Genomic DNA, 25,355 nt, shown 5'->3' with positions numbered 1-25,355 from the left:
GGGCGCGGGCGCGGGTGCCGGAGCAGGAGCAGGAGCAGGAGCTGGTTCTGCCGGCTTGGCCGGTTCAGCGGGCTTCATCGGTTCTGCCGGAGCTGGCGCGGGAGCCGGTGTGCTGGCCGCCGGCGGTTCGGCGGGTGCCGGATGCTCGCCGCTTCTGCCGAAAACGTAATATGCGACAATCGCCAGGATAACGACGACCAGCGCAATCAGCCAGGGGCTGCCGCCGCCGCCGCCGCTTGGCCTGGGAGTGTCGTTCGATGGATTCGCCATAAAAGTGTCCTCCGTGGATGAAAATGATCAATCAATAGCCATCAACGCGCAACCGTTGAATGGGTTTCACTCTGGCGAAGGAAACCGCCGGAAACGCGGCGTTTTGGTCCCCCCGCTGCCATCCGACTCAATTGACGGCGGTGACAGTATAGCCGGCTTTGCGGAAATCCTCGACCAGTCCCTCGGGACCGGGCAGGTGTAGCGCGCCGACCGCCATGAAGGCGTTGCCCCTGGCCAGGATCGGCCCGGCATGATCGACCATCACCTTGTTGCGGCTGGTGATCATGGTTTCCTCGAAGGCGGCATAGCCCGAGGGATCGTTCTGCTCGTCCGGCATGGCGGCGCGGAACAATGGCCAGAACATGCCGGTGTCGCCGCGCTGGTAGAGCACGATCATGGTCTCGTTGATGTCGTTGACCTTGTCGCCGAGCTTCAGCGTGTCGACCAGGCCCTTCATATGAAAGGCGAGCGGCAGCGAGGCCATGGCGCGCAACTGGCTTTCGGCCGTTTCCAGACCTTCCACCGGCTTGCCGGCCGCCTTGGCGCTCTCGGCCAGCTTGACGTCGAGCACCGGTGCCCCGCCGGACTGGCGGGCGAGTTCGCAGGCCGGCAGCGCCATCATCGCCGACAGCAGCCACGGCTTCATCTTGGCGACGGTTGCCGGCGGGATGCCACGCGCTTCGAGTGCTGCGTTCATCGCCGCCGCTTCGTCCGGCTTCAGCAAGGATGACAGCGTCGTGGAGTCGGTGAACATCATCAGGTCCGGCTCCTTCAGCATGGCCGTCATCATCTTCTGCTTGTCGAGCACGTCGGTGGTTTCGATGATGAGGGTGCCGGCGGCGTCAAAGGCCTTCTGTGCTTCCGGTGGCAACGTTGTGACGCGCGGATCGGTCATATGCATGGTGCCGAACAGGTAGGAGGGCTGTTCGCCCGGTTTCTCCAGCTTCCACAGCAGGCCCTTGCCATTCAGCGTGGCGGCGGCTTCCGCCTCGATCTTGCCGTAGGTGGCAGGGCTGCTCTTTTGCAGGGCCGACAGCATGTCGGCGCCGCTGCAGGTCGGGACTTCCGCATGCGCCCTGCCGGCCGCGAACAGCAGGACGGCAAGGAAGGACAGGAAAAACAGCACGTTAAGCGCGACAAGCAGCTTCAGCGAGATGGAAGCTGCACGGTCGGCGATGGCAATGACGCGTTTCATAATCCCATTCCTAGGACTGAAAAGCGGCAAAACGGTTAACTGGTACCGCGAAATTGAAGGGTTTATGCCCTCGGATGGGCCGATTCGTAGATTTCCAGCAGCCTTGCGGTATCGACGCCGGTGTAGATCTGCGTCGTCGACAGGCTGGCGTGGCCGAGCAGCTCCTGGATGGTGCGCAGATCGCCGCCACGGCCGAGCAGATGGGTGGCGAAGGAGTGGCGCAGCGCGTGCGGCGTCGCGGTGTCGGGCAGGTTCAGCGCCGAACGCAGCTTCGCCATGTCGCGCTGGATGATGGCCGGGTTGAGCGGGCCGCCGCGCGCGCCGCGAAACAAAAGCTCTTTCGGGTCGAGATGGTAGGGGCAGAGCCGGCGGTATTCGGCGATTGCCCTGAGCGCCACCGGCAGCACCGGCACCAGCCGCGTCTTGCCGCCCTTGCCGGTGACGCGCAGCACGGTGTCGGCCTCGGATGCCAGATCGGCGCCGGCGAGGCCGAGCGCTTCGGAAATGCGCAGTCCCGAGCCGTAGAGCAGCGTCAGCACGGCGGCGTTGCGGGCGGCGATCCAGGGTTCCTCGGCCAGCTGGCCTTCCACCGACACGACCTGTTTGGCGTCGCCCGCCGTCAGCGGTTTTGGCAGCGATTTGGGTTGGCGCGGCGCGCGTAGCGCGGCGGCGCCGGCGGCGTTGACCAGGCCACGGCGTTCGAGGAAACGCAGCAGCGAGCGGATGCCGGCGAGACCTCGTCCCAGCGTGCGGGCGCCGGCGCCGGCGTTGCGGCGGGCGGCAAGAAAGCCGCGCAGGTCGGCCGGACGCAGATTGGCGATGTCGGAAATGCCGGGCGAGCCGCCGCAATGGCCGGTGAGGAAATGCAGGAACTGGCGCGTGTCGCGCTCATAGGCTTCCACTGTCTCGGGTGACAGGCGACGTTCACGCGCGAGCATCTTCAGCCAGCTTTCACGCGCCGCCTGGAGATCGGGTTTCGCCGGGATGAGGAATTCCTGCATGGCGGCATTTTCTTGTATCCGGGTTAGGAAGCGGTGAAGAGCGCGTCATTGAAATGACAGCCGCGTGGCGTTAGAGCAGGCCAAAGGATATTCGCCATGAGCAAGCCGCAAAACCCTGTCCAGATGGCCGTGATCGGCGCCGCCCATGGCATCAAGGGCGAACTCAGGGTGAAAACCTTCACCGGCGACCCGATGGCGCTGGCCGATTATGGGCCGCTCTATGCCAGGGACGGCCGCGCCTTCCAGATCACGGACATAAGGCCGGCCAACACCGTCGTCGTGGTGCGTTTCAAGGGCATCAGCGACCGCAATGCCGCCGAAGCGCTCGCCGGCACGGAATTGTTCGTCGACCGCTCGATGCTGCCGGACGACGGCGAGGAGGATGAATTCTACCATGCCGACCTGGTCGGACTGGAGGTTCGCGACGACACCGGCACCGCGCTCGGCAAGGTGGTCGCGGTGCATAATTTCGGCGGCGGCGACATTCTCGACGTGACGCTTGCCGGCCGCAAGGGCGTGCTGATCCCGTTCACCCAGGCCGCCGTGCCTGATGTGTCGATCGCCGAGGGCTTTGTCCGCGTCGACCCTGTGGCGGCCGGGCTGGTCGAGGACGAGGATGGCGAGGCGCCGCGCGAGGAAGACTTCGACCCGAAGGGCAGGCCGCGCGGACCGCGCGACGCCGGGGGCAACCGGTGACATTCCAGGCCTCGGTGCTGACGCTCTATCCCGAGATGTTTCCGGGCGCGCTCGGCCTGTCGCTGGCGGGCCGCGCGCTCGAAGCTGGGACCTGGTCGCTGGAGGCGATCCAGATCCGCGATTTCGCCACCGACAAGCACCGCACCGTCGACGACACGCCGGCCGGCGGCGGCGCCGGCATGGTGATGCGCGCCGATGTCCTGGCCAAAGCCATCGACCATGCCTCACCGCCGGGCGATGCGCGTCCGCGCCTTTTGATGAGTCCGCGTGGAAAACCGCTGACCCAGGCACGAGTACGCGAGCTTGCCGCCGGGCCGGGGGCCCTCATCCTGTGCGGCCGCTTCGAGGGCGTCGACCAGCGGCTGATCGAGGCTCGGGGATTGGAGGAAGTTTCGATCGGCGATTTCATCCTCTCCGGCGGCGAGCCGGCGGCGCTCGTGCTGCTCGACGCGGTGGTGCGGCTGCTACCCGGCGTGATGGGCAATGCGGTGTCGGGCGAGGAAGAAAGTTTTGAAAACGGCCTGCTCGAGCATCCGCACTACACGCGGCCGCAGGAGTTCGAGGGGGGGGAGATTCCGCAAGTGCTGATCTCCGGCAATCACAAGAAGATCGCCGCCTGGCGGCGGGCGGAGTCGGAGAAGCTGACGAGAGAGCGACGGCCGGACCTTCTCGGCGCTCACCCCTTGCCGAAATAATAAAACGCTAGAAACAGGCCGACGGCGACCACGAAGCTGCGTACGACGCTCTGCGGCACGCGCTTGGCGATCCACACGCCGGCATAGCCGCCGAGCGCGCCGCCCGGAATCATGACGATCGCCTGCGGCCAGGCGACGACGCCACCCGAGACGAAGACGATGATCGCCACCGCGGCGACGACCACGGCCAGCATGTTCTTCAGCGCGTTCAGCCTGTGGTAGTCGCCGGCCTGCGTCAGGCCAAGCGTCGCCAGCATCATCACGCCCATGCCGGCGCCGAAGAAGCCGCCATAGATGGCGGTGACGAACTGTGCCAGCAAACCGGCGAGCGAGCCGACCGCCGCCCCATGACCGGGCTTTGGCGCCGGCTTCAGCCACGGCCCGGCGGCAAACAGGGCGGTCGCGCCCAAAAGCAGCCACGGCACCAGGGCCCGGAAGGACGGGTTGGACAGTGCCAGAAGGATAAAGGCGCCGGCCAGCGCACCGGCCGCCGAGATCAGGCACAGCAGCAGGGCACCGCGCCAGAAATGCCTGATATCGGTCCAGTAGGCGAGCGTCGAGGTGATATAGCCTGGGAATTGCGTGACCGAGGAGGTGGCGTTGGCGACGATCGGCGGCACGCCGACCAGTGTCATGGCGCCGAAGGTGACGAAGGTGCCGCCGCCGGCAACCGCATTGGCGGCGCCGGACAGGAAGCCCGCCAGGAACAGCAGGATGGCGTCGAAGACAGACATGGAATGCCACCGCGGAAAACTCTGTTATGTCAGGCTTAGAAAGGCCCGAGGGCCGGCGCAACCCGGCACGAAGCGATTACGATGGTGCCATGCCGGCAAAAAAGACTCGTGCGCGGGCGTGACAAAGCGCTGAAATAGCTGTATGTGCGCGCCGAACCGGAAGAAAAATCTGCCGGACCCGTCAACAATGACGGTGTAGTCGCCCCTGTCCGATGTCTTGCAGACGAATGTCTCGGAGGCAAAGGACATAGCCGAGCGGTCAATGGAACTGCAAGGCGAGTGTCGGACGCTCTGACTGTCGGAAGAACAAGAAGTGGATTATTGAGATGGATCTCATCCGTCAGCTCGAGGCCGAGCAGGCCGCCAAGATCGAAGCCAAGCGCAAGCTCCCCGAATTCCAGCCCGGCGACACCGTGCGCGTCCAGGTCCGCGTGACCGAAGGCACCCGCACCCGCGTCCAGGCCTATGAGGGCGTCGTCATCGCCCGCGCCGGTTCCGGCTTCCAGGAAAATTTCACCGTCCGCAAGATCTCCTACGGCGAAGGCGTCGAGCGCGTGTTCCCGGTCTTCTCGCCGATGGTCGAGGGCGTCGAGATCGTGCGCCGCGGCAAGGTGCGTCGCGCCAAGCTCTATTACCTGCGCGACCGTCGCGGCAAGTCGGCCCGTATTTCGGAAAACACCGGCGTGCGCGCCCGCAAGCTCAACGATGAGGAGCGCGACGCGCTGAACGCCGAGAAGGCCCGCATCGAGGCCGAGAAGGTCGCCGCCGCCCAGGCGCTGGCCGCCGAGACGGCCGCCAAGGAAGCCGCAGAGAAGAAGGCCGCCGCCGAGGCTGAGGCAGCCAAGGCCGCCGAGGCGACCTCGGCCGAATAAGGCTTTCGGAAATCCCATTCAAAAAGGCGGCTTCGGCCGCCTTTTTTCGTTGGCGAACGGCCAAGGCAGTCGACCATGGTTCTTCATGGTTGCGGACACCTTGGCGATTGGCCGCGACATCGGTGCTTCGTCACGAGAGGCTTGACTGCCAATTATCTTGTGCACTAAATAATCGTGCACAGAATAATTGGAGATTTGAAATGGCACTTTACACCACACAGGCTCACGTCACCGGCGGCCGCGCCGGCCATGGCGAGACCAGCGACGGCCTGCTCAAGGTCGATCTGGCGATGGCCAAGGAACTCGGCGGGCCGGGTGGCGCTACCAATCCCGAGCAGCTTTTCGCCGTCGGCTACGCCGCCTGCTTCGAAAGCGCCATCCGCTTCGTCGCGCGCAAACAGAAGCTGCCGCTCACCGATGCCGGGGTAACCTCCACCGTCAGCCTGCTTCCCAATGGCGAGGGCTTCAAGCTCGGCGTCGCGCTCGCGGCGCAGACCAAAGGCCTTGATCAGGCGGCCGCGGAAGCGCTTGTATCGGAAGCACACGAGATCTGCCCCTATTCCAACGCCATCCGGGGCAATGTCGAGGTGGCGCTTTCGGTAAAGGCGGCATGACGGGAAAGACCACAAAGACCACCAGCGACGTCCCGGCGGAGACCGCCGGGACGATCATGGCGCCTCGGCTCGACCAACAGCTCTGCTTCGCGCTCTATTCGGCGAGCGGGCTGATGACCAAGCTCTATCGGCCGTTGCTGGATCCGCTCGGCCTGACCTATCCGCAATATCTGGTCATGCTGGCGCTATGGGAGCACGCACCGAGCACCGTGGGCGCCCTTGGCGAGGCGCTGGGCCTCGATTCCGCGACGCTGACGCCGCTGCTCAAGCGGATGGAGGCGGGCGGGCTCGTCACCCGCCGTCGCGATGCCGCCGATGAGCGCCGCGTGCTGGTCGAGCCGACGGCCAGGGGCCAGGCGCTGGGTGCGCACGCTAAGGATGTGTCCCTGGCACTCGCCTGCAGCGTGCCGCTGGAGCCAGGCGAGGCGAAAGCGCTGCACGCGACGCTCACCCATCTCGTCGCCGGCTTGCGCAACGCCACCGCCGATGACCGGCCGGCGGACGCGAGACCGCTGGTTCCGGGTTTGGGATAATTCATGCCATGCCGACCGGTGATGTCAGCGCTCGACATCTCTCACGGGATGGCGCAGCGTTTGCCATGAGGGCGCGGTGTCCAGCCTTGAGAACTTTCCTGTCGCGATCTCGGACAGGATCGAGAGCAACGCTCCGCCCGCCGCGCGCGCCAGCGAACCGCCCAGGCTGATGCGGCGAACCCCGGCATCGGCGATCTCAGCGAACGTCAAGCCGGAAGCGCCTTGGCCCAGAACATGGTTGACGGGCGAGCCGACCGACCGGCAGATCGTCCGCACGCCGTCGAGATCCTTCACGCCGGGCGCATAAAGCACGTCCGCGCCAAGCGCCTCGAAGTGCTTCAACCTGCGGATCGCCTCGTCCAGATCGTAAGTGCCCTTGCCAAGGCCATCGGCGCGAGCCGTCAGCACGATGTTGTGGCAGCGCGCGGCCTCGGCCGCGACGGCCACGCGCGCCACGGCATCGTCGAAATCGCGAATGGGATGCAAGGAATCGGGCATCCGGTCCTCGATCGAAACGCCGGCCAAACCGGCTTCCGCCGCAAGCCTGACTGTCTCGGCGACGCCGTCGGCAGTGGCAGCGTAACAATCCTCGAAGTCGGCGGTCACCGGAAGGTGGGTCGCGGCAGCTATCTGTGCCGCGTAGGTCAAGCTGTCGTCACGGCTGATATCGTTTGCGCCGTCCTTCCTGCCGCGCGAGAACGCGTAGCCGGAGGAGGTCGTCGCCAGCGCTTTGAAGCCTAGCCCCGCCATCATCCTCGCACCCGCGGCATCCCACGGATTGGGGATGATGAAGCAACCGGCGCGATGAAGCGCTCGAAAGGTCTCAACTTTCTCCGCACGGGATGCCACCAGGCCAACACTCCTCTTCCAAAGTCGAAGGATCCCGGAATGTGCCTCCGCTTGCACCATGCGGCAAGGGCCAGGCACTGCGCGGCCGCATGAAGGACGTGTCCTCGGCACTTGCCGTGCGGGGTACGGATTATCCCTGAATTCCGGGGTTGAAGGCATCGCAATCCACTTTAGCGTGAGCTTGAGCAGCGGACCGTCTTGCATGGCGCTTGCGGAAAGCTAAAGTCGGCGCCGTCTTTCCTTCAAGCCCGGCGCCTGTCCGGGCGCCTTCAATTTTCCGGGAGTGTGTCATGACCAAGTCGAAACTGCTGCTGGCCGGCCTGCTGGCCCTCGTGCTGGCGCCCGTTGCCGCCTTCGCGCAGGCGCTGCCCGATCTCGGCGGCAGACAAGTGGTGGTGGTGACCGAAAACGCCTATCCGCCGCTGCAGTTCATCGATCCCAAGACGGGCAAGCAGATCGGCTGGGAATATGACGCGATGAACGAGATCGCCAAGCGGCTCAATTTCAAGGTCGAGTACCGGAACACCTCCTGGGACGCGATGATCCAGGCGGTTTCCGACAATCAGTACAATATCGGCATGACCGGCATCACCATCAAGGACGACCGCAAGGAGAAGGTCGATTTCTCCGACCCCTATATGCGCTCGGAGCAGTTCATGCTGGTGCGCGGCGACGAAAGCCGCTTCACCGACGCCAAGACCTTCGGCGCCTTCAAGGACGGGCTGATCGGCGCGCAGCCCGGCACCACGCCCTTCTACACCGCCGTCTACAGCGTGCTCGACGGCAATGAGCAGAATCCGCGCATCAAACTGTTCGAGACTTTTGGTGCCACGGTGCAGGCCCTGAAGTCGGGCGACGTCGATGTCGTGCTGACCGACGGCACCGCCGGCAAGGGCTATGTCGATGCTTCCGAGGGCAAGCTCAAGCTGATCGGCGGCCCGCTCGGCACCGAGGACTTCGGCTTCATCTTCCCGAAGGGATCGGACCTGGTGAAGCCGGTCAACGCCGCGATCGCCGCGCTCAAGGCGGATGGCACGTTCGATGCGCTGAACAAGAAGTGGTTTCTCGACTACAAGATGGGGCAGTGAGCCTCCTTGCGACGTGCATTTCATGATGATCATGCCCGGCAATTCGCGCTGAGTTTGCGCTTGAACGCCCCCCTCTGCCCTGCCGAGCACCTCCCCCTCAAGGGGGGAGATCGGGTGTTCGGCTCACGGCGCCCTCCAGTCGACGTCGATGGTTGGCGAAAGCCGATCAAATATCCGATCTCCCCCCTTGAGGGGGAGATGGCTGGCAAGCCAGAGGGGGGTGCCTTGGCGCTACCCTTTCGGGACTTCCATCGCGGCGACATCGCCTGATGGCACCGCCTTCGTCATCCAAAGCCGAATTCCCCTGGTGGCTTGCCGCTGCCGCCGTGCTTGCACTGGCGGCGGCCTTGTTCATCGCGGCCAGCGATCTCTATGCCCAGGTCTTCGCCACGGTCGCCAAGGGCATCGGCATCACCGTCTTCGTCACCGTCGTCGCCTTCGCCATGGCGTCGATCATCGGTCTCGGTGTTGCGCTGATGGGCTTGTCGGGTTTGCCCTGGCTTCGCCAGGTCGCGCGCTTCTATGTCGAGATCATCCGCGGCGTGCCGATCCTGGTGCTGTTGTTCTGGATCGCCTTTGCCGGCGCGCCGGCCTTCGTCGCGGCCTGGAACGCGCTGACCGCGCCGCTGCAAGGCGCGGGCTATCTGGGCGAGCTCCTGGTGCGCGACGTGTCGCTGTTGTGGCGGGCCATCATGGCGCTGACAATCGGCTACTCCGCCTTCATCTCGGAGGTCTTCCGCGCCGGCATCCAGGCGGTCGAGAAGGGCCAGATCGAGGCGGCCAAGGCGCTTGGGCTGAGCCGTGCGCAACGCTTCCGGCTGGTCGTCTTTCCGCAGGCGATCCGCACCATATTGCCGCCGCTCGGCAATGATTTCGTCGCTTTGGTCAAGGATTCCTCGCTGGTCTCGGTGCTCGGCGTCGCCGACATCACCCAGATGGGCAAGATCTATGCCGCCGGCTCTTTCCGCTTCTTCGAGACCTATTCGATCGTTGCCTATATCTATCTCATCCTGACCGTCGGCCTGTCGCTGGCGCTCAGGGCGCTGGAGCGGCGCCTGCGCCGCCAGCACGAGGAATAGTTTTTGGGTGAGGACAGGGTTCCGATCCCGTCGACATCGAGGAAGGTCTCATGAGCGTCGACAAGGCTAATGCGGCGCTGGATTCCGTCTATGGCGCGGACACGCCGGAAACGCTGGCGCAGGCCTATGCCGCCTGGGCCGCGACCTATGACAGCGAGACCGCCTCGCTCGGCTATCTCCTGCCGTTCCTGATCACCGCCTGGGTGGCGCGCCATGTTCCGGCTGGCGAAGGGCCGCTGCTCGACGCCGGCTGCGGCACCGGCCTGTCGGGTCCGTCGCTGAAGGCGCTGGGCTATCACGACATTGCCGGGCTCGACCTCTCGGGCGACATGCTGAAGATCGCCGGCAGCCGCAATGCCTATGGCGATCTGAAACAGGCGATGCTCGGCGGTCCCCTGCCATGGCCGGATGGTCATTTCCGCGCTTTCTTCTCGACTGGCGTGTTCACCATCAGCCATGCGCCGGCCTCCGGCCTGCACGAACTTGTCCGCATCACGAAAAAGGGCGGCCACGCCATCTTCACCGTGCGCGACCAGGTGTTCGAGAGCGGCGGGTTTCAGGCCGTGTTCGACGAATTGGAGCAGGCGAGAAAATGGCGGCCGGTCGAGCAAAGTCCGTGGTTTCGCTGCTACGCGATCGCCGAGCCGGATGCGTTGGTGAAGACTTTTGTGTTCGAGGTGATGTGAGCTGCGAGTTCCCCGATCTTGGCTCCCTTCCTCTCCCTCCGGAGGGGGGAGAGGTGGCGCTGCGAAGCAGCGACGGAGTGGGGGAAGGCGGTCCTCGAATGCACCGCCGCTGACAACTTGCCACAGGGCCTCAATCTGGCGAGGCATCGCCCCGGCTTGAAACAACAACGGCCAAGCCTGGTCGACCCCCACTCCGTCTCGGCTTCGCCGAGCCACCTCTCCCCCGATCGACGGGGGAGAGGAAAGGCGCGAGTTCGTCGAGCTTGGTGCCCTTCCTGCCCCTGAAGATGTGTAAGTGAGGGCGGGGAGCCCGCCAGGCCACGCCGCAATTGCCGAAAAGCCAAAACATTGGTATGAGCCACGCCATGGAAGAGCTTTTTGGCGATCCGGCCTACAAGGGGTTCGTGCTGCAGGACAGAAAACGCCTGCCGTCGCGCTTCTCCGCGCGCGTCTGCGGCGCTTTGACCAGCCGACTTAGCTAGACCGCTTTCGCCGGGCCAAGGGCTTGCGGCGTACACTCTTCCCATTCTCATATCGACGGATTTACGCACATGAGCGCACCGCGCACCCTCTACGACAAGATTTTCGACGACCACGTCGTCGACCGCCAGGACGACGGCACCTGCCTGCTCTATATCGACCGCCACCTCGTTCATGAAGTGACCAGCCCGCAGGCCTTCGAAGGCCTGCGCCTGAGTGGCCGCAAGGTCCGCCATCCGGAAAAGACGCTGGCCGTCGTCGATCACAATGTCTCGACCTCGCCCGAGCGCAAGTTCGGCATCAAGAATGAGGAAAGCCGCATCCAGGTCGAGGCGCTGGCCAAGAACGCCAAGGACTTCGGCGTCGAATATTATTCCGAGAACGATATCCGCCAGGGCATTGTCCACATCATCGGCCCCGAGCAGGGCTTTACGCTGCCCGGCATGACCATCGTGTGCGGCGACAGCCACACCTCGACGCATGGCGCGTTCGGCGCGCTGGCGCACGGCATCGGCACGTCGGAAGTCGAGCATGTGCTGGCGACGCAGACGCTGATCCAGCGCAAGGCCAAGAACATGCTGGTGCGCGTCGACGGCCAGCTGCCGGAAGGCGTCACCGCCAAGGACATCATCCTTGCCATCATCGGCGAGATCGGCACCGCCGGCGGCACCGGCTATGTCATCGAATATGCCGGTGAGGCGATCCGCTCGCTGTCGATGGAAGGCCGCATGACGATCTGCAACATGTCGATCGAGGGCGGCGCGCGCGCCGGCCTGATCGCCGCCGACGAGACCACCTTCGCCTATGTCAAGGACAAGCCGCGCGCGCCGAAGGGCGCGGCCTGGGACGCCGCGCTCGCCTACTGGAAGACGCTGCAGTCGGACGAAGGCGCGCATTTCGACAAGGTGATCGTGCTCGACGCGGCCAAGCTGCCGCCGATCGTTTCCTGGGGCTCCTCGCCCGAGGATGTCGTCTCCGTGCAAGGCATCGTGCCGAACCCGGACGATATCGCCGACGAGAACAAGCGCACCTCCAAGCAGCGGGCGCTGGACTATATGGGCCTGACGCCGGGCACCAAGATCACCGACATCGCGCTCGACCGTGTCTTCATCGGTTCCTGCACCAATGGCCGCATCGAGGATCTGCGCGCCGCCGCCAAGGTGATCGAGGGCAAGACCGTCAATCCGCGCGTCAACGCCATGATCGTGCCGGGCTCCGGCCTGGTCAAGGAACAGGCGGAAGCCGAGGGTCTCGACAAGATCTTCCTCGCCGCCGGTTTCGACTGGCGCGAGCCGGGTTGCTCGATGTGCCTTGCCATGAACGACGACCGGCTGAAGCCGCATGAACGCTGCGCCTCGACCTCGAACCGCAATTTCGAGGGAAGGCAAGGCTTCAAGGGCCGCACCCATCTGGTGTCGCCGGCCATGGCGGCGGCGGCGGCGATCGCCGGCCACTTCGTCGACATCCGCGACTGGAAATAACCTCCGGTCCACACGTGCCGATGATTGCCGGACCCCGGACCGCATTGCGGTTCCGGGGTCTTTTTCATTCGCGCGGTCCGCATATGCGTTCGGGCTTAACCGCTTGTTTGGGCTTGCGCTCTAAGGTCTTCCCTGACGTCAAGAGAGGGGAAGTCACCGTCCTTTGGACACCGGCCTGTTCATAGCGCTGCTCAATCCGACGATCGCGCTGGCCCTCGGCGCGGCCTTCTTCGTGCTATGGGCCTATCAGCGTCACCGGCCCTATCTGGCCGTGCTGGCGCTCAGCTATTGTGTTTCGGCGCCCGGCTTTCTGTTCCAGTATTTCACCTTGCCCATCGGCATGGTGCTGACCAAGCTGGTGTCCAACATCTGCTTCGCCATCGCCGGCTGCTGCCTGTCGGGCGCCATCGTCGCCCGTTATGGCCGCAAGGTGCCCTATGTGGCGATCGGCGTGCTGGCCGGTGGTGGGCTGGCCTCGTTCTGCTGGTTCCTCTTCGTCGCGCCGGATCTCACCTGGCGTATCCTGGCGATGAATTTCGCCTTCGGCGGTCTCAGCCTTCTGGTCGCCGCCGAATTGCGGCCGGTGCGCGACAATGGCCCGACCGAGAAGATCCTGTTCGTGCTGTCGCTGCTGTCGGGCCTCAACTTCTTCGTGCGAACCCTCGTCGTCGTCATCGCGCACGGGCCGTTCACCAGCTATGATGGATTCTACGGCTCGTCCTACTGGACGACGGCGCTGCTGTCGCACGCGCTGCTGTCGCTGCTCATCGCGCTCTGCCTGTTCACTGCCGCGGCGCTCGACGTGATGAAGGCGCTGAAGACGGAAACCTATACCGATCCGCTTTCGGGCCTGCTCAACCGGCGCGGCTTCGAGGAGCGCGCGGCCCAGCTCCTGCGACACTGCGCGATGGCCAGGTTCCCGGTGGCGCTGGTGCTGGCCGACCTCGATCATTTCAAGGCGCTCAACGACGTGCACGGGCATGCCGCTGGCGATCGGGTGATCGCCGATTTCGCCGCCAAGCTCCGGTCGGCCACTGGCGCTCGCGGCGCTGCCGGACGCATCGGCGGCGAGGAGTTCGCCGTGCTCCTGCCGCTCAGCGATCTCGCCGCCGCGCGCCTGTTCGCCGAGGCTGTGCGCACGCTCTACTCGGCAGGCGGCGTCGACGGGCTTCCCGCCGGCACCAAGGTCACCGCCAGTTTCGGCGTGGCGGCCCGCAGCGGCGAGGAAGCGCTGGAGCCGTTGATGCGCCGTGCCGACGAGGCGCTTTACAAGGCCAAGAAAAACGGCCGCGACAGCGTGCGCCTGTCGTACGAACGGCCCGAGACGCTGTACGTGCCGGAGCCGTCCAAGGCCGGCTGAAGCCGTACATCCCGCCTCACGTTAACGTCTTTTTCGCCCGTCGGTGTTTAGGTGAGACACGGGGTGCGAAAGAGATGAGCGGCGCGAACTTCATCTTGTTGATCAATCTGTCGGTTGCCGGCCTGCTGGCGGCATCCTTCATGGCGGTCGCGTTTCATGATGTCGGCCGCGCCCCGGCGCGCTGGTTTGCTTCTGGCTATGTGCTGGGCATGGTCTATTCGGCGATCGAATTCAGCATTCCCGCCTTTAGCGATGCCCGGCTGCCGGTGGTCACCGCCTTCGCGGTTTTCCTGGGCGCAACAATAGCCTTCAACGTCGGACTGGCCCGCAAATACGGCGTGGCGCCGCCATGGTCGCCGATGCTGTTCTTCCTGGTCGCCGCCACCATCGTCGTCTATTTTGTGCAAGACCTGCCGCGCCAGTCGCTGGTGCGCATGATGGCCTACCAGCTCCCCTATGCCGTCATGCAATTCGTTGGATTGGCCATCGTCTGGTCGTCCAGGCAAAGGCGCGGCCGGCTCGATCGCCTCCTGATGGCGGTGCTCGCCGCCAGCGGCGTGCAGTTCGCCTCAAAGCCGTTCATCGCAAATGCGCTCGGCGGCTGGGGCGCCAATCCGCAGGCCTATCTGCAAAGCAGCTACGCGCTGGTGTCGCAATCGCTCGGCACCGTCTTTGCCCTGGCCATGGCGCTGCTGACGCTGGCCATCCTGGTCCGCGATGTGTTGGCCGAAGTGACGTCGAGATCGGAGACCGATACGCTGTCCAGACTGCTCAATCGCGGTGCCTTCACGCGCCAGGCCGAGCAGGCCGTGCTTGGCGCCATGCGGCAAGGCGTGCCGGTCGCGCTGGTCATCGCCGATCTCGATCATTTCAAGAGCATCAACGACAATTTCGGCCATGCCTCCGGCGACCGGGTGATCGAGACCTTTGCCGGTTTCCTGCGCGAAGCCGCCGCCGGGCACCATGTCGCGGGCCGCATCGGCGGCGAGGAATTCGCCATCATGCTGCCCGGAACCAATCTGGCCGCCGCCCGACTGTTCGCCGAGGGCACGCGCAGCGCATTCGGCGCGCTGCCCATCGACGGGCTGCCGGCGGACAATCGCTGCACGGCGAGTTTCGGGGTTGCCGAACTTCATCCCGGTGAAACCACCGCCGATCTCATGCGGCGCGCCGACGAGGCGCTCTACCTGGCAAAGAATGCCGGGCGTGACTGCGTCCGTGTCTCGGCCGGGCCGGGAGGCGAGTGGTCGTCCAGCGCAATCGTCATCAATTCCAGATCAGCATGACTTTGGTCGAAACGTCATCCTGATCCATCTCTTCGCCGTTTCCGTGAAACGGCGAATTGTACTAGCGGCAGGGGCTGAGTTCCGGCATCTCGCCGTCGGAAAGCCCGTACATATAGCTGCGGCCTTTGACGAAGACCGGCGGCCGGTAGCAATCGCCATAGCCTGAAATCTCGTCGGATTCGTTCTGGTAGATCACCTTGGGCTGGCCGGCGCTGGTGTAGTCGGCCAGCTTCTTGGCCAGCTTGCCTTGGCCGACGATGATGCGCTTGTAGCCGGCCGCGCTGTCGATGACGAGATTGCCGAAGGAATCGGCGTAGACGCGATCCTGGTGGCGTCCATTGGCCAGCGTGGGCGTCGCCAGGCCGGCGAGCGAGACGGCCACGATAAGCGCCGAGAGGCGTGATCTGCTTGAGTTCGAACGCATGGTCTTCCCGATGGTTAGAGGCCAAAGCGCGTCGAGACGCGCTTTTTGGTTACTTGTCTGGATGCATGTCGTTGCCCCAAAACCGCTGACGCACTTTTGGGCGACATGCATGGCTCCTCGAATCAGAAATTAACCTTTTCTTAACCTTTGTTAAGAGGCCGGCGCGTTGCGCGGCGATGTCTCGTCAAACATGGTTAATTCCCGACTGGAGTGAAAACCCGATAGCCATCATTCGGCCATGCTTGGCGGCACCATCGCGGCCGGCATCGAATGGATTTAAAGGCAGCCTCGGGGCAACCTTGATCTGGGCGCAACATCGTGGCTAGTCTGCCGCGCGGGAGGACAGCATATGGGATTACGCCGGACGGTTCGGGTGTCCGTTTTCCCGTTGCTTGCCGTCGTTGCGGCCTGTGTGCCGCAGGATGGCGCGCCGAAGGCGGCCAATGTCGTCCTGCCTGCGCCGGCTCGGCAGTCCATCGCAGCCGCGACGCCCCCGGCATCGGCGCCTCCTGCACCGGCAACCAAGATCACCACCGACCTCACCGCGCCGCGATCCACAGTGGGTACGGCAACCTATGGATGCGGCAATGGCAGCGCGATCACCATCCAAAACCTCGGCTCGTCGTTGCGTGTGATCGAGCCGAATGGCGCGACCGAAGAGTTTGCGGCGTCGCCCGCCAACCAGTCCAGCCGCTACCAGGAAGCCGCCACGCATAACGCAATCGTGATCGACGGGCGTGAGGCGCTGGTGATGAAGAGGGGCTCGACGCCGCAGACCTGCAAGCGCTAGGCCGCACGGCCAAGAAGTCGCTTATGCTGCACTGCAGCGATATAGAGCCGGCCTTGGGTCCTCCACCCCCAAATCGATTGAAGCCCGAGCCTGCCTTTTTGTCAGACTAAATGACGTTTCCAAAACGATTTTCTGGCTTTGACGCGGTGCAAAAAGAGCATTAGAAACCGCCTGTCCGAAGTCGCAACGGGAAGCGGCAATGCCGCGTTTCCATCTGAGGCTAAGCGCGTCGCGCCGAAACGGATTCATGCGACGCGCTTTGGATTGTTGTTCTGTGCATGGCGTCCTCGCAAAACCGAGGTCACTTTGGGCGACATGCACGAAGACGCCGAACCTGGGGGAGCCATGAGCAAATCACCAGCCACCCGCGAATTCGCCAGACGTGAACGGCCGCTTTCGCCGCACCTGACGATCTACCGGCCGCCGGTCACCATGACGATGTCGATCATCCATCGCATCACCGGCGGGGCGCTTTATTTCGGCACGCTGCTGGTCTCGGTCTGGCTGATGGCGGCGGCGAGCTCTCAAGGCGTCTTCGACTGGGTCAACTGGGCCTTCGGCACCTGGCTCGGCCGGCTCATCCTGTTCGGCTACACCTGGGCGCTGATGCATCACATGCTGGGCGGCGTGCGCCACCTGGTCTGGGATACGGGCGCCGGGCTGGAAAAGCATACGGCCTCGAAGATCGCCTGGGCGACGCTTGTCGGCTCGGTCCTGCTCACCCTGCTGATCTGGATCGCCGGCTACATGGCGCGAGGAGCTTGATCATGAGCGGCAAGAGCAATACCGACATGCGCACGCCGCTGGCGAAAGTCCGCGGCCTCGGCTCCGCTCGCGAAGGCACCGGCCATTTCTGGCGCCAGCGGCTGACGGCCATCGCCAACATCCCGCTGATGCTGTTCTTCGTCGGGTTCCTGATCGCGCTCAACGGCGCCGGCTATGCGGAAGTGCGCGCGGCGCTCGCCAATCCGTTCGTGGCGCTGGTACTGGCCCTGGTGCTCATTTCCGGGCTCATCCATATGCGCCTCGGCATGCAGGTGATCATCGAGGATTACATCACCAGCGAAGGCTTGAAGCTGGCGACGATCGCGCTCAATACATTTTTCACCGTAGCGGTCGGCGTCGCCTCGATCTTCGCCCTGCTCAAGCTGGCATTCGGAGGCTGAGTTGGCCAAGGACGCGAAATCAGCCAAAATGGCAGGCTATAATTTTGTCGACCACAAATTCGACGTGGTGGTGGTCGGCGCCGGGGGGGCGGGCCTGCGCGCCACGCTCGGCATGGCCGAACAGGGCCTGCGCACCGCCTGCATCACCAAGGTGTTCCCGACGCGCTCGCACACGGTGGCCGCGCAAGGCGGCATTGCCGCTTCGCTGTCCAATATGGGCCCCGACAATTGGCAATGGCATCTCTTCGACACCGTCAAGGGTTCGGATTGGCTGGGCGACATCGACGCGCAGGAGTACATGGTCCAGCAGGCGCCTGCCGCCGTCTACGAACTCGAACATTACGGCGTGCCGTTCTCGCGCACCGAAGAAGGCAAGATCTATCAGCGGCCGTTCGGTGGCATGATGATGAATTTCGGTGAAGGCCCGCCGGTGCAGCGCACCTGCGCCGCCGCCGACCGCACCGGCCACGCCATGCTGCACACGCTCTACGGCCAGTCGCTGAAGAACAACGCGCAGTTCTTCATCGAGTATTTCGCGCTCGACCTGATCATGGAGCCGGATGGCACCTGCACCGGTGTCGTCGCCTGGAACCTCGACGACGGCACCATCCACCGCTTCTCGGCCAAGATGGTGGTGCTGGCCACCGGCGGTTACGGCCGGGCCTATTTCTCCGCCACCTCGGCGCACACCTGCACCGGTGACGGCGGCGGCATGGCGGCTCGCGCCGGCTTTCCGCTGCAGGACATGGAGTTCGTGCAGTTCCACCCAACCGGCATCTATGGCGCCGGCTGCCTGATCACCGAAGGCGCGCGCGGCGAGGGCGGCTATCTCGTCAATTCCGAAGGCGAGCGCTTCATGGAGCGCTACGCGCCGTCGGCAAAGGACCTTGCCTCGCGCGACGTCGTCTCGCGCTGCATGACGCTGGAGATCCGCGAAGGCCGCGGCGTCGGCCCGAAGAAGGACCACATCTTCCTGCATCTCGACCATCTCGACCCAGCCGTGCTGCATGAGCGGCTGCCCGGCATTTCGGAATCGGCAAAAATCTTTGCCGGCGTCGACCTGACCAAGGAGCCGATCCCGGTGCTGCCGACGGTGCACTACAATATGGGCGGCGTGCCGACCAATTACTGGGGCGAGGTGCTCAACCCGACGGCGAGGAGCCCGGACAAGGTGTCGCCGGGCCTGATGGCGGTCGGCGAGGCCGGCTGTGCCTCTGTCCACGGCGCCAACCGGCTGGGCTCGAACTCGCTGATCGACCTGGTTGTGTTCGGCCGCGCGGCGGCGATCCGGGCCGGCCAGGTCATCGACCGCAAGTCGGCGATCCCCGCCCCCAACGAGGCCTCGGTCGAAAAGATCATGGATCGCTTCGACCGGCTGCGCCACGCCAATGGCTCGACGCCGACGGCAAGCTTGCGTGAAAAGATGCAGAAGGCGATGCAGGAAGACGCCGCCGTGTTCCGCACGCAGGAATCGCTCGAAAACGGCTGCAAGCGCATTTCGCAAATCTGGGGCGAGCTCAAGGACATCAAAGTGTTCGACCGCTCGATGATCTGGAATTCGGATCTGGTCGAGACGCTGGAACTGGAAAACCTGATGGCCAACGCCATCACCACCGTCTACGGCGCCGAGGCGCGCAAGGAGAGCCGCGGCGCGCATGCGCGTGAGGACTTTTCCGCGCGCGACGATGCCGCCTGGCGCAAGCACACGCTGGCCAGGGTGAGCGAAGACGGCAAGGTGACGCTCAGCTACCGGCCGGTGCACACCGAGCCGCTGCTGGCCGAAAAGGACGGCGGCATCAGCCTCGCCAAGATCGCGCCCAAGGCCAGGGTGTACTGACAATGGCGCTGGCGGCCACGGGATATTCTGGCAAGCCCCTTCCGGCCAAGCTCGGCCTGAAGGACGGTATGACCGCCGCCTTCATCGCGCTGCCGCCGGAGCTCGACGAACTGGCCGGCGCCGTCGATTTCGCAGAGGTCTATCGGCTGGCCGAATGGTCCGACATTTCGGGTAGCCATAAAAGATACGATGCCGTCCACGCCTTCACCAAACAACGCGCCGAGATCGAGGATCGCCTTGGCGACGTCGAGGCGGCGATCAAGCGTGACGGCATGGTCTGGGTGTCGTGGCCGAAGAAGGCATCGAAAGTGCCGACCGACGTCACCGAGGGTATCGTGCGCACTGAAGCGCTGAAGCGCGACCTTGTCGACGTCAAGGTCGCTGCCGTGAATGAAATCTGGTCCGGGCTGAAGCTCGTCATCCGAAAGGACCTGAGGTAATGGTCGAACTGACGCTCCCCAAGAATTCGAAGATCCAGCAGGGCAAGACCTGGCCGAAGCCGGAAGGCGCCACCAATCTGCGGGAATACCGCATCTACCGCTGGTCGCCGGACGATGACGAGAACCCGCGCATCGACACCTATTTCGTCGACATGGACGATTGCGGACCGATGGTGCTCGACGCTCTGCTGTGGATCAAGAACAAGATCGACCCGACGCTGACCTTGCGCCGCTCCTGCCGCGAAGGCATTTGCGGCTCCTGCGCCATGAACATCGACGGCTCCAACACACTGGCCTGCACCAAGGGCTGCGACGACATTTCCGGTGCGGTAAAGGTCTATCCGCTGCCACACATGCAGGTGGTGAAGGACCTGGTGCCCGACCTCACCAATTTCTACGCCCAGCACGCCTCGATCGAGCCGTGGCTGAAGACGGTGTCGCCGCAGCCGGCCAAGGAATGGCTGCAGAGCCATGAGGACCGCGAGAAGCTCGACGGGCTCTACGAGTGCATATTGTGCGCCTGCTGTTCGACCTCTTGCCCGAGCTACTGGTGGAACGGCGACCGCTATCTCGGCCCGGCAACCCTCTTGCAGGCCTATCGCTGGCTGATCGACAGCCGCGACGAAGCCAAGGGCGAGCGGCTCGACAATCTCGAGGACCCGTTCCGGCTCTATCGCTGCCATACCATCATGAACTGCGCGCAGACCTGCCCCAAGGGCCTCAACCCGGCCAAGGCGATCGCGGAGATCAAGAAGATGATGGTGGAGCGGCGGGTCTGAAGCTGACGTTACCCGCTGACTTCTCCCCGGATGCCGTCGCGGCCATCCGGGCGCGACTCGAACTGGTGCGAAGCCGGGCGTAAAAATCCTTTTCGCTATCGAAAGCGGCAGTCGCGCCTGGACTTTCTCCCCCATCGAGGCGCGGGTGCTCGGCTGCTTGACTGAAAGAAGGAACTGACGAACCGCCCAAGCTGCTTGAGCAGAAGGGGCCGGTGTAGCCTATGTCCAGCTCTTGTGCCGAACACGGTCCGCTCAGATGGCCCGGCGGGTCTTGCTGGCTGCGCTGCGGTCCAGCTAGCCAAGTGTGGCTGCCCGCGACCGATCACGTTTCAAACATGTCGCTTACTAGTCAGGGCGCCGAGGGAGTCTCGGCGACTAATATTAGCGTCAGCTTAAGTAATTGATTGCTGTATGCGCGCGATTACTGGTATTGTCTTAGTATAGTTTTAAGCAGTCGTCGATATTGCCTTTCGATACCATGGTTCGAGTGCAAAGCAGTGCGCGGCTTCATCGTGAATGGGTATTCAATATCTGGGCCATTGATCAGCGCCACAACAGTCGGATCGTTCACCTGGCTTGTGTCGCTGATCTATTTTCAGGAGAAGGGGCTGCTTGCGGTTCTCGGCCTGGGGGTTTTGATCGCGCTTCTCTGGCTTGACGGCTTCCGGGACAGGAAGCCGGATCGACAAGGAAGCAGGTGGTTCAGGCTCTATTTCTCGCTCCTCCCCTGCCTTCTGTTCCTTGTCTATGTCTATCTGGAAAGCGTCTTCGGCTATTTCGACTGGGGTGCGATGTTCATGCATGCCGGCGCCGGCATGCTTACGCCGGGTGTCGTCCTTGAGTATTTGTGGAATACCGGAAGCACGATGCTGGTTATTTTGGTCGTTCTTCTCGGTCTCGGCGCCCTGAAGGCGCGCGGCACGCTGACCAGAGGATTGGACGTTGCCTTGATGGCGTTCTTCCTGGCGGCAAACCCGATGCTGACGCGTCCGATCGCGGCGGCGATCCATCCCAACCCGCTGCATGATTTCCTGTCCAAGCAGTTCGTCGATGTCACCTCTTTGACAAAGCCGGCTGAAACAGCGTCGGCGACCGTCGCGCCAAAAAACCTCATTCATATTTTCATCGAGAGCGCCGAGCGCACCTACATGAACGAGGCGGAGTTCGGCGACGTCATGGGGCCGCTGCTGGAATTCGACAGGCGTGGCGTTTCGGCGAGCAACATGGTGCAGCTTGCCTACACCAACAACTCCATCTCAGGGATGGTCGCCGCGAACTGTGGAACGCCGCTGCTGATAACGTTCTTCACCTCGCGCCAGTATCTGGAGGAGCATTCGCAATTCCTGCCTGGCCTGACCTGCCTGGGCGATGTCCTGAAGGCGCGGGGCTATCAGCAGAACTTTGTTACTGGTTGGCCACTCAGCTTCACCGGTCAGGGGACATTCTATTCCACCCACGGCTACTCATCGCTTTTCGGGGGCCCCGAAGTGGTGGCCGCTGTCGCTGGGCGCGGCAACAGTTTCGGCGCCGACGACGCCGAAGTCCTCGATCTGAGCTTCGGCATTTTGCGGCGCGCGCAGCGCGATGGCAAACCGTTCTCCCTGACGATCGCCGTCAGTGGCGGGCATGCGATGGATGGCTACCTGACCGACAAATGTATCGGCAAGACGGGACTTTCCCCGCAAGTTCCCAATATTCTCCACGCCGTGAAATGCACCAACATGCTCATTGCCGACTTCATTCACAAAGCCGAGGCCGAAGGTCTGATGGCGAACACCGTTCTGGCGCTGCAAAGCGACCATCTCAGTGCGCCAAGCGCGGTGACGGACCGCCTGAACAAGTATGAAAGACGCAACTTTTTCTCCGTGTCGGGGGATGGCATCCCGTCCAAAACATATGCCGGACTTTCGGGCACGATTGACATATTTCCCACTATCCTCGACGCGCTGGGTGTGCCGCTCTCGAATGACCAGGCTGGCCTTGGCGTTTCGCTGCTTGGGGATCGACCGACGCTGGGTCAGGCACTTGGACAGGATCAGTTCGATGACGCCATCTATGCCGAGGATGTGCTCGTCAGGTCATTCTGGCAGTTGAAATCGACACGGACCGCCGTGGCGTCCGAGGCTGAGCCGCGTTAATGCGCGCCCGTGCATGTGTTCGATGCCAGATAGCGCCTGCCTGCCCAACGGCCTCAACCCGGTCAAGGCGATCGCCGAGATCAAGAGTTCTGCTCTGTCGCGCCGCTCGGATGTCTGTCAAAATCATGCTGTCGAAGAATCGGTAGAAAATTACCAATCCATGAGCGAAGACCTTCCCATCCTCTCCCCCATCGAAGCGCGCGTGCTCGGCTGCTTGATCGAGAAGAAGGAGCTGACGCCGGATGTCTATCCGCTGACGCTCAACGCGGCCCTTGCCGCCGCCAACCAGAAGACGGCGCGCGACCCGGTCATGGCGCTGGAACAGACGGAGGTGCACCGGGCGCTGAAGCTGCTCGAGCAGAAGGGGCTGGTGCGACAGATGTTCGGCTCGCGCGTCGAGCGCTACGAGCATCAGATGGCGCAGCGCTTCTCGCTGACCACGCCGCAGACCGCCTTGATCGGCCTGCTCCTGCTGCGCGGGGCGCAGACGGCGCATGAACTGTTGGCTCGAGCCGAGCGCATGGCGCGGTTTTCATCGATCGAAGATCTGCGCGGTGAACTCGACATGCTGATCGGCCGCCGGCCGCCGCTGGTGCAGGAAATCCCGCGCGGGCCAGGCCAGCGCGAGGACCGCTACGTGCATCTTCTCGCCGGCCCGGTGGACGTTGCGGCTTTATCGGCGCAACGCAGTACGCCGGCCATGCCTCACTCCGACCTGGAAGCGAGGCTGGAAGCACTGGAACAGGAAGTCGCCGCATTGCGCGCCCGGCTTGACGCGCTGGGCGCCTAGGCAACTGGCAATCATTATGGATGTTGGCGGAACAGCGCCCCCCTCTGTCCTGCCGCACATCTCCCCTCAAGGGGGGAGATTGGCAGCTCCGACCTCGGCGCTTGTCCGTTTTCTCAGCCAAGCCTGGCGTCGAGCGAGACCTTGATCGCGCCAAGCGCCTTGGAGACCGGGCATTCGGCCTTGGCCTTCTCGGCCAATTCCTTGAATTTCGCCGCATCGATGCCGGGCACCTTGCCGACCAGCGTGATCGCGCTGCCGGTGATGCCGGTGCCTGGAACCAGCGTCACCACCGCCTTGGCGTCGAGTTCGGCGGCGGGCGTGCCGTTCTCGGCCAGGAAGTGCGAAAGCTGCATGGCGTAGCAGCCGGCATGCGCGGCCGCGATCAGCTCTTCCGGGTTGGTGCCGGATTTGCCGCTTTCATCCTCGAAGCGCGCCTTGAACGAATAGGGTGTGCCCTTGAGCGTCCCGCTCTGGCTGTCGAGCGTGCCCTTGCCTTCTTTCAGATTGCCTTTCCAGACGGCGGTTGCGGTGCGGTCCATGAAGTCCTCCTTGGTTGTCGTGAACTCGGGGGTTGTCGTGAACTTGGCCCGGGTGAGCCCCGGCGTCCGCTCAACTATAGCGCGGGTGGGCGCGAACACCACCGCGCTGTTTGGACCACGCACGATGACGGCGCATTTGCCTTCGGAAAAAATATTGGGGCAGCCTGGAAAAAATATCCGCGCAAAAATGTCGACTTCCATGCGACCCGGCCGTCCTGTGGGCGGCCATGGGATTTGTGGCCTGATGGAGGTTCACATGGACAATCTGTTTTTCACACTGTGGAAGAGCCCAGGCCACGCGCCTGAGCGACAGGAAGACTTCTGGCTCGATCCGCCGGCGCCCGGCTTCGGCCGGCTGCTGGCGGCGGTCGCCATCATCGGAGTCGGGGTGTGCCTGCTCGATCATGCGGCGGGCAAAGACCCGGCTGACAGCCTGATCGCCTCATCCTATGATTCGTCGCGATAAGGGAGATGGACATGCAATATGTTTGCCTGGTTTATGGTGAGGAAAAGGATCTCCACGCCATGACGACAGAGCGGTTGGCCAAGCTCGACGCCGATTCGCTGGCCCATGACCGGTCATTGGGCCAACGCGGGATGCTGATCATCGCGCAAGCGCTGCAACCGGTGAAAACCTCGAAAACCGTTCGCAGGCGCCAGGGCAAGCGGCTGGTCACCGACGGCCCGTTCGCCGAAACCAAGGAGCAGTTGCTCGGTTTCGTCATGATCGAGGCGAAGGATCTCGACGAGGCGCTGGAAATCGCCGGCGAGATCCCGCTGGCCGAGATCGGCACCATCGAGGTGCGCGCGATCTACAACGTGCCGGGGTCATAGATGGCGTCCGGCGCCTAAGCTTCACCAGCCGCAAATTGAATTTTCTTCGCGGCAGGCAACCCGCGCGTGTTGAAGCAGCGCGTCAGTTCTCTTATCGTCCCTCGGATTTCCGGGGGATTTCGACATGCCTTTCCTGATTGCTGTCCTTGGCGTGCTGGGTGCGGCTGCTTTCTGGTGGTACCGGATGAAGGCCATGAACGACGCCGCGCGCGAGGTCGCCGATGTCGTCGGGCGCGTGCAAGGCAATATCAGGCGCAAGAAGCTGCGCAAGCAGGCGGCCCTGTCGCCGCTGACGGCGATCGACGATCCGGTGGTGGCCGCAGCGACGCTGATTGCATCGATCGTCTCCGAGAATGGACCTATCCTGCCGCAGCGCGAGGCCGTCATCCGGGCGGTGATCTCCGAGATCGCCGACAAGAAGAAGACCGACGAGGCGGTGATCTACGCCAAATGGGCGGCCTCACAGATCGACGACACCACCGTCGTCATCGACAAGCTGGCGCCGTTCCTGCGCGAGCGTCTCGACGTCGCCGAGCGCAACGATCTGCTGCAGATGGTCAACCGCGCCGCCCAGGGCGGCGAGAAGCGCCTCGAGATCGCCGACCAGCGCATGCTGCGGCTGCGGCAGAAGCTGGGTTTTGAAGTAAACTAGGCTGTGCAGCCAGGGCGTAGCGAATGCAGCCTGGAGGCAACGCCTCG

28 protein-coding genes are annotated in these 25,355 nt (G+C 63.8%); 22 read left to right on the top strand and 6 right to left on the bottom strand.

Features of this window, described 5'->3' with window-relative positions; genetic code table 11:
• Positions 1-397 precede the first annotated feature (397 nt).
• Both CK228_RS19865 and CK228_RS19860 read right to left on the bottom strand, forming a co-directional pair.
• On the bottom strand, positions 398-1,465 hold the full coding sequence (locus tag CK228_RS19865) for a TraB/GumN family protein (protein WP_095788927.1): 1,068 nt from the start codon (positions 1,463-1,465) through the stop codon (positions 398-400).
• Positions 1,466-1,527: 62 nt separating this feature from the next.
• Entirely contained in the window at positions 1,528-2,466 is a 939-nt protein-coding gene (locus tag CK228_RS19860; protein ID WP_095788926.1) for a tyrosine recombinase XerC, read from the bottom strand.
• Between the two features lie 96 nt (positions 2,467-2,562).
• Here CK228_RS19860 and rimM point away from each other — a divergent pair, with 96 nt between their 5' ends.
• Together rimM and trmD are read left to right on the top strand one after the other, a co-directional pair.
• The gene (gene rimM, locus CK228_RS19855) at positions 2,563-3,162 is read left to right on the top strand and encodes a ribosome maturation factor RimM (protein WP_095774791.1); all 600 of its coding nucleotides are present in this window, start codon (positions 2,563-2,565) and stop codon (positions 3,160-3,162) included.
• Positions 3,159-3,857, top strand: a complete 699-nt coding sequence (gene trmD, locus CK228_RS19850; protein WP_095788925.1) for a tRNA (guanosine(37)-N1)-methyltransferase TrmD — start codon at positions 3,159-3,161, stop codon at positions 3,855-3,857. Before rimM ends, trmD begins: the two co-directional genes overlap by 4 nt.
• On the opposite strand, the gene CK228_RS19845 is transcribed toward trmD, so the two are convergent.
• A complete protein-coding gene (locus CK228_RS19845) occupies positions 3,839-4,591 on the bottom strand; it encodes a sulfite exporter TauE/SafE family protein (protein ID WP_095788924.1) in 753 nt (250 codons plus the stop codon). The genes trmD and CK228_RS19845 overlap by 19 nt on opposite strands.
• A 326-nt stretch (positions 4,592-4,917) precedes the next feature.
• Here CK228_RS19845 and rplS point away from each other — a divergent pair, with 326 nt between their 5' ends.
• The 3 genes from rplS (at position 4,918) to CK228_RS19825 (ending at position 6,610) form a co-directional block, all read left to right on the top strand.
• The gene (gene rplS, locus CK228_RS19835) at positions 4,918-5,463 is read left to right on the top strand and encodes a 50S ribosomal protein L19 (protein WP_095788923.1); all 546 of its coding nucleotides are present in this window, start codon (positions 4,918-4,920) and stop codon (positions 5,461-5,463) included.
• A gap of 200 nt (positions 5,464-5,663) precedes the next feature.
• The gene (locus tag CK228_RS19830; protein ID WP_095788922.1) at positions 5,664-6,077 is read left to right on the top strand and encodes an organic hydroperoxide resistance protein; all 414 of its coding nucleotides are present in this window, start codon (positions 5,664-5,666) and stop codon (positions 6,075-6,077) included.
• On the top strand, positions 6,074-6,610 hold the full coding sequence (locus CK228_RS19825; protein WP_095788921.1) for a MarR family transcriptional regulator: 537 nt from the start codon (positions 6,074-6,076) through the stop codon (positions 6,608-6,610). Before CK228_RS19830 ends, CK228_RS19825 begins: the two co-directional genes overlap by 4 nt.
• Positions 6,611-6,634: 24 nt before the next feature.
• On the opposite strand, the gene CK228_RS19820 is transcribed toward CK228_RS19825, so the two are convergent.
• Positions 6,635-7,459 (bottom strand): isocitrate lyase/phosphoenolpyruvate mutase family protein, encoded by an 825-nt coding sequence (locus tag CK228_RS19820; protein ID WP_210202898.1) that lies wholly within the window; start codon positions 7,457-7,459, stop codon positions 6,635-6,637.
• 290 nt (positions 7,460-7,749) lie between these two features.
• On the opposite strand from CK228_RS19820, the gene CK228_RS19815 reads away from it, so the two are divergent.
• From CK228_RS19815 to CK228_RS19780, 6 genes are all read left to right on the top strand, one after another.
• Positions 7,750-8,547: a basic amino acid ABC transporter substrate-binding protein gene (locus CK228_RS19815; protein ID WP_095788919.1), complete on the top strand. Its 798-nt coding sequence runs from the start codon at positions 7,750-7,752 to the stop codon at positions 8,545-8,547.
• A gap of 269 nt (positions 8,548-8,816) precedes the next feature.
• Positions 8,817-9,626 (top strand): amino acid ABC transporter permease, encoded by an 810-nt coding sequence (locus tag CK228_RS19805; RefSeq protein WP_095788918.1) that lies wholly within the window; start codon positions 8,817-8,819, stop codon positions 9,624-9,626.
• Positions 9,627-9,676: 50 nt separating this feature from the next.
• Complete coding sequence (locus CK228_RS19800) at positions 9,677-10,312, top strand: class I SAM-dependent methyltransferase (RefSeq protein ID WP_095788917.1); 636 nt, start codon at positions 9,677-9,679, stop codon at positions 10,310-10,312.
• Between the two features lie 551 nt (positions 10,313-10,863).
• Complete coding sequence (gene leuC / locus CK228_RS19790) at positions 10,864-12,273, top strand: 3-isopropylmalate dehydratase large subunit (RefSeq protein ID WP_095774781.1); 1,410 nt, start codon at positions 10,864-10,866, stop codon at positions 12,271-12,273.
• A gap of 163 nt (positions 12,274-12,436) precedes the next feature.
• Entirely contained in the window at positions 12,437-13,633 is a 1,197-nt protein-coding gene (locus tag CK228_RS19785) for a GGDEF domain-containing protein (protein ID WP_095788916.1), read from the top strand.
• Positions 13,634-13,707: 74 nt separating this feature from the next.
• A complete protein-coding gene (locus tag CK228_RS19780; protein ID WP_095788915.1) occupies positions 13,708-14,919 on the top strand; it encodes a GGDEF domain-containing protein in 1,212 nt (403 codons plus the stop codon).
• A gap of 61 nt (positions 14,920-14,980) precedes the next feature.
• Here CK228_RS19780 and CK228_RS19775 read toward each other — a convergent pair whose 3' ends face one another.
• A complete protein-coding gene (locus CK228_RS19775; protein WP_095774778.1) occupies positions 14,981-15,343 on the bottom strand; it encodes a hypothetical protein in 363 nt (120 codons plus the stop codon).
• Positions 15,344-15,692: 349 nt separating this feature from the next.
• On the opposite strand from CK228_RS19775, the gene CK228_RS19770 reads away from it, so the two are divergent.
• The 8 genes from CK228_RS19770 (at position 15,693) to CK228_RS19735 (ending at position 23,283) form a co-directional block, all read left to right on the top strand.
• The gene (locus CK228_RS19770) at positions 15,693-16,133 is read left to right on the top strand and encodes a hypothetical protein (protein ID WP_095788914.1); all 441 of its coding nucleotides are present in this window, start codon (positions 15,693-15,695) and stop codon (positions 16,131-16,133) included.
• 345 nt (positions 16,134-16,478) lie between these two features.
• On the top strand, positions 16,479-16,898 hold the full coding sequence (sdhC, locus tag CK228_RS19765) for a succinate dehydrogenase, cytochrome b556 subunit (RefSeq protein WP_095774776.1): 420 nt from the start codon (positions 16,479-16,481) through the stop codon (positions 16,896-16,898).
• A 2-nt stretch (positions 16,899-16,900) separates the two neighbouring features.
• Positions 16,901-17,299: a succinate dehydrogenase, hydrophobic membrane anchor protein gene (gene sdhD, locus CK228_RS19760; RefSeq protein WP_095774775.1), complete on the top strand. Its 399-nt coding sequence runs from the start codon at positions 16,901-16,903 to the stop codon at positions 17,297-17,299.
• A 1-nt stretch (position 17,300) separates the two neighbouring features.
• Positions 17,301-19,136: a succinate dehydrogenase flavoprotein subunit gene (gene sdhA, locus CK228_RS19755; protein ID WP_095774774.1), complete on the top strand. Its 1,836-nt coding sequence runs from the start codon at positions 17,301-17,303 to the stop codon at positions 19,134-19,136.
• Between the two features lie 2 nt (positions 19,137-19,138).
• A complete protein-coding gene (locus CK228_RS19750; RefSeq protein WP_095788913.1) occupies positions 19,139-19,576 on the top strand; it encodes a DUF3052 family protein in 438 nt (145 codons plus the stop codon).
• Entirely contained in the window at positions 19,576-20,355 is a 780-nt protein-coding gene (locus CK228_RS19745) for a succinate dehydrogenase iron-sulfur subunit (RefSeq protein ID WP_010912301.1), read from the top strand. The genes CK228_RS19750 and CK228_RS19745 overlap by 1 nt, the downstream gene beginning before the upstream one ends.
• A gap of 497 nt (positions 20,356-20,852) precedes the next feature.
• Positions 20,853-22,493: an LTA synthase family protein gene (locus CK228_RS19740; protein WP_245438072.1), complete on the top strand. Its 1,641-nt coding sequence runs from the start codon at positions 20,853-20,855 to the stop codon at positions 22,491-22,493.
• A 160-nt stretch (positions 22,494-22,653) separates the two neighbouring features.
• Positions 22,654-23,283 carry a YceH family protein gene (locus tag CK228_RS19735; protein WP_095789041.1) on the top strand — a complete coding sequence of 210 codons (630 nt, stop codon included), beginning with the start codon at positions 22,654-22,656 and terminating at the stop codon, positions 23,281-23,283.
• A 113-nt stretch (positions 23,284-23,396) separates the two neighbouring features.
• Here CK228_RS19735 and CK228_RS19730 read toward each other — a convergent pair whose 3' ends face one another.
• Positions 23,397-23,822 (bottom strand): OsmC family protein, encoded by a 426-nt coding sequence (locus tag CK228_RS19730; protein WP_010912297.1) that lies wholly within the window; start codon positions 23,820-23,822, stop codon positions 23,397-23,399.
• Positions 23,823-24,078: 256 nt separating this feature from the next.
• Here CK228_RS19730 and CK228_RS19725 point away from each other — a divergent pair, with 256 nt between their 5' ends.
• From CK228_RS19725 to CK228_RS19715, 3 genes are all read left to right on the top strand, one after another.
• A complete protein-coding gene (locus tag CK228_RS19725) occupies positions 24,079-24,288 on the top strand; it encodes a hypothetical protein (RefSeq protein ID WP_095788911.1) in 210 nt (69 codons plus the stop codon).
• Between the two features lie 11 nt (positions 24,289-24,299).
• The gene (locus CK228_RS19720) at positions 24,300-24,656 is read left to right on the top strand and encodes a YciI family protein (protein WP_095789040.1); all 357 of its coding nucleotides are present in this window, start codon (positions 24,300-24,302) and stop codon (positions 24,654-24,656) included.
• Between the two features lie 124 nt (positions 24,657-24,780).
• A complete protein-coding gene (locus CK228_RS19715; RefSeq protein WP_095774769.1) occupies positions 24,781-25,308 on the top strand; it encodes a hypothetical protein in 528 nt (175 codons plus the stop codon).
• Positions 25,309-25,355 lie beyond the last annotated feature (47 nt).

The organism is Mesorhizobium sp. WSM4312 (assembly GCF_002294875.1).
GTDB lineage: Bacteria > Pseudomonadota > Alphaproteobacteria > Rhizobiales > Rhizobiaceae > Mesorhizobium.
This window is presented reverse-complemented; position numbering and strand designations above follow the sequence as displayed.

Bases quoted from the DNA above. Each gene is read 5' to 3' on its own strand.
- CK228_RS19865 (WP_095788927.1), bottom strand. From the start codon at position 1,465: ATGAAACGCGTCATTGCCATCGCCGACCGTGCAGCTTCCATCTCGCTG.
- CK228_RS19860 (WP_095788926.1), bottom strand. From the start codon at position 2,466: ATGCAGGAATTCCTCATCCCGGCGAAACCCGATCTCCAGGCGGCGCGT.
- rimM (WP_095774791.1), top strand. From the start codon at position 2,563: ATGAGCAAGCCGCAAAACCCTGTCCAGATGGCCGTGATCGGCGCCGCC.
- CK228_RS19845 (WP_095788924.1), bottom strand. From the start codon at position 4,591: ATGTCTGTCTTCGACGCCATCCTGCTGTTCCTGGCGGGCTTCCTGTCC.
- rplS (WP_095788923.1), top strand. From the start codon at position 4,918: ATGGATCTCATCCGTCAGCTCGAGGCCGAGCAGGCCGCCAAGATCGAA.
- CK228_RS19830 (WP_095788922.1), top strand. From the start codon at position 5,664: ATGGCACTTTACACCACACAGGCTCACGTCACCGGCGGCCGCGCCGGC.
- CK228_RS19825 (WP_095788921.1), top strand. From the start codon at position 6,074: ATGACGGGAAAGACCACAAAGACCACCAGCGACGTCCCGGCGGAGACC.
- CK228_RS19815 (WP_095788919.1), top strand. From the start codon at position 7,750: ATGACCAAGTCGAAACTGCTGCTGGCCGGCCTGCTGGCCCTCGTGCTG.
- CK228_RS19805 (WP_095788918.1), top strand. From the start codon at position 8,817: ATGGCACCGCCTTCGTCATCCAAAGCCGAATTCCCCTGGTGGCTTGCC.
- CK228_RS19800 (WP_095788917.1), top strand. From the start codon at position 9,677: ATGAGCGTCGACAAGGCTAATGCGGCGCTGGATTCCGTCTATGGCGCG.
- leuC (WP_095774781.1), top strand. From the start codon at position 10,864: ATGAGCGCACCGCGCACCCTCTACGACAAGATTTTCGACGACCACGTC.
- CK228_RS19780 (WP_095788915.1), top strand. From the start codon at position 13,708: ATGAGCGGCGCGAACTTCATCTTGTTGATCAATCTGTCGGTTGCCGGC.
- CK228_RS19775 (WP_095774778.1), bottom strand. From the start codon at position 15,343: ATGCGTTCGAACTCAAGCAGATCACGCCTCTCGGCGCTTATCGTGGCC.
- CK228_RS19770 (WP_095788914.1), top strand. From the start codon at position 15,693: ATGGGATTACGCCGGACGGTTCGGGTGTCCGTTTTCCCGTTGCTTGCC.
- sdhC (WP_095774776.1), top strand. From the start codon at position 16,479: ATGAGCAAATCACCAGCCACCCGCGAATTCGCCAGACGTGAACGGCCG.
- sdhD (WP_095774775.1), top strand. From the start codon at position 16,901: ATGAGCGGCAAGAGCAATACCGACATGCGCACGCCGCTGGCGAAAGTC.
- CK228_RS19750 (WP_095788913.1), top strand. From the start codon at position 19,139: ATGGCGCTGGCGGCCACGGGATATTCTGGCAAGCCCCTTCCGGCCAAG.
- CK228_RS19745 (WP_010912301.1), top strand. From the start codon at position 19,576: ATGGTCGAACTGACGCTCCCCAAGAATTCGAAGATCCAGCAGGGCAAG.
- CK228_RS19735 (WP_095789041.1), top strand. From the start codon at position 22,654: ATGAGCGAAGACCTTCCCATCCTCTCCCCCATCGAAGCGCGCGTGCTC.
- CK228_RS19730 (WP_010912297.1), bottom strand. From the start codon at position 23,822: ATGGACCGCACCGCAACCGCCGTCTGGAAAGGCAATCTGAAAGAAGGC.
- CK228_RS19725 (WP_095788911.1), top strand. From the start codon at position 24,079: ATGGACAATCTGTTTTTCACACTGTGGAAGAGCCCAGGCCACGCGCCT.
- CK228_RS19720 (WP_095789040.1), top strand. From the start codon at position 24,300: ATGCAATATGTTTGCCTGGTTTATGGTGAGGAAAAGGATCTCCACGCC.
- CK228_RS19715 (WP_095774769.1), top strand. From the start codon at position 24,781: ATGCCTTTCCTGATTGCTGTCCTTGGCGTGCTGGGTGCGGCTGCTTTC.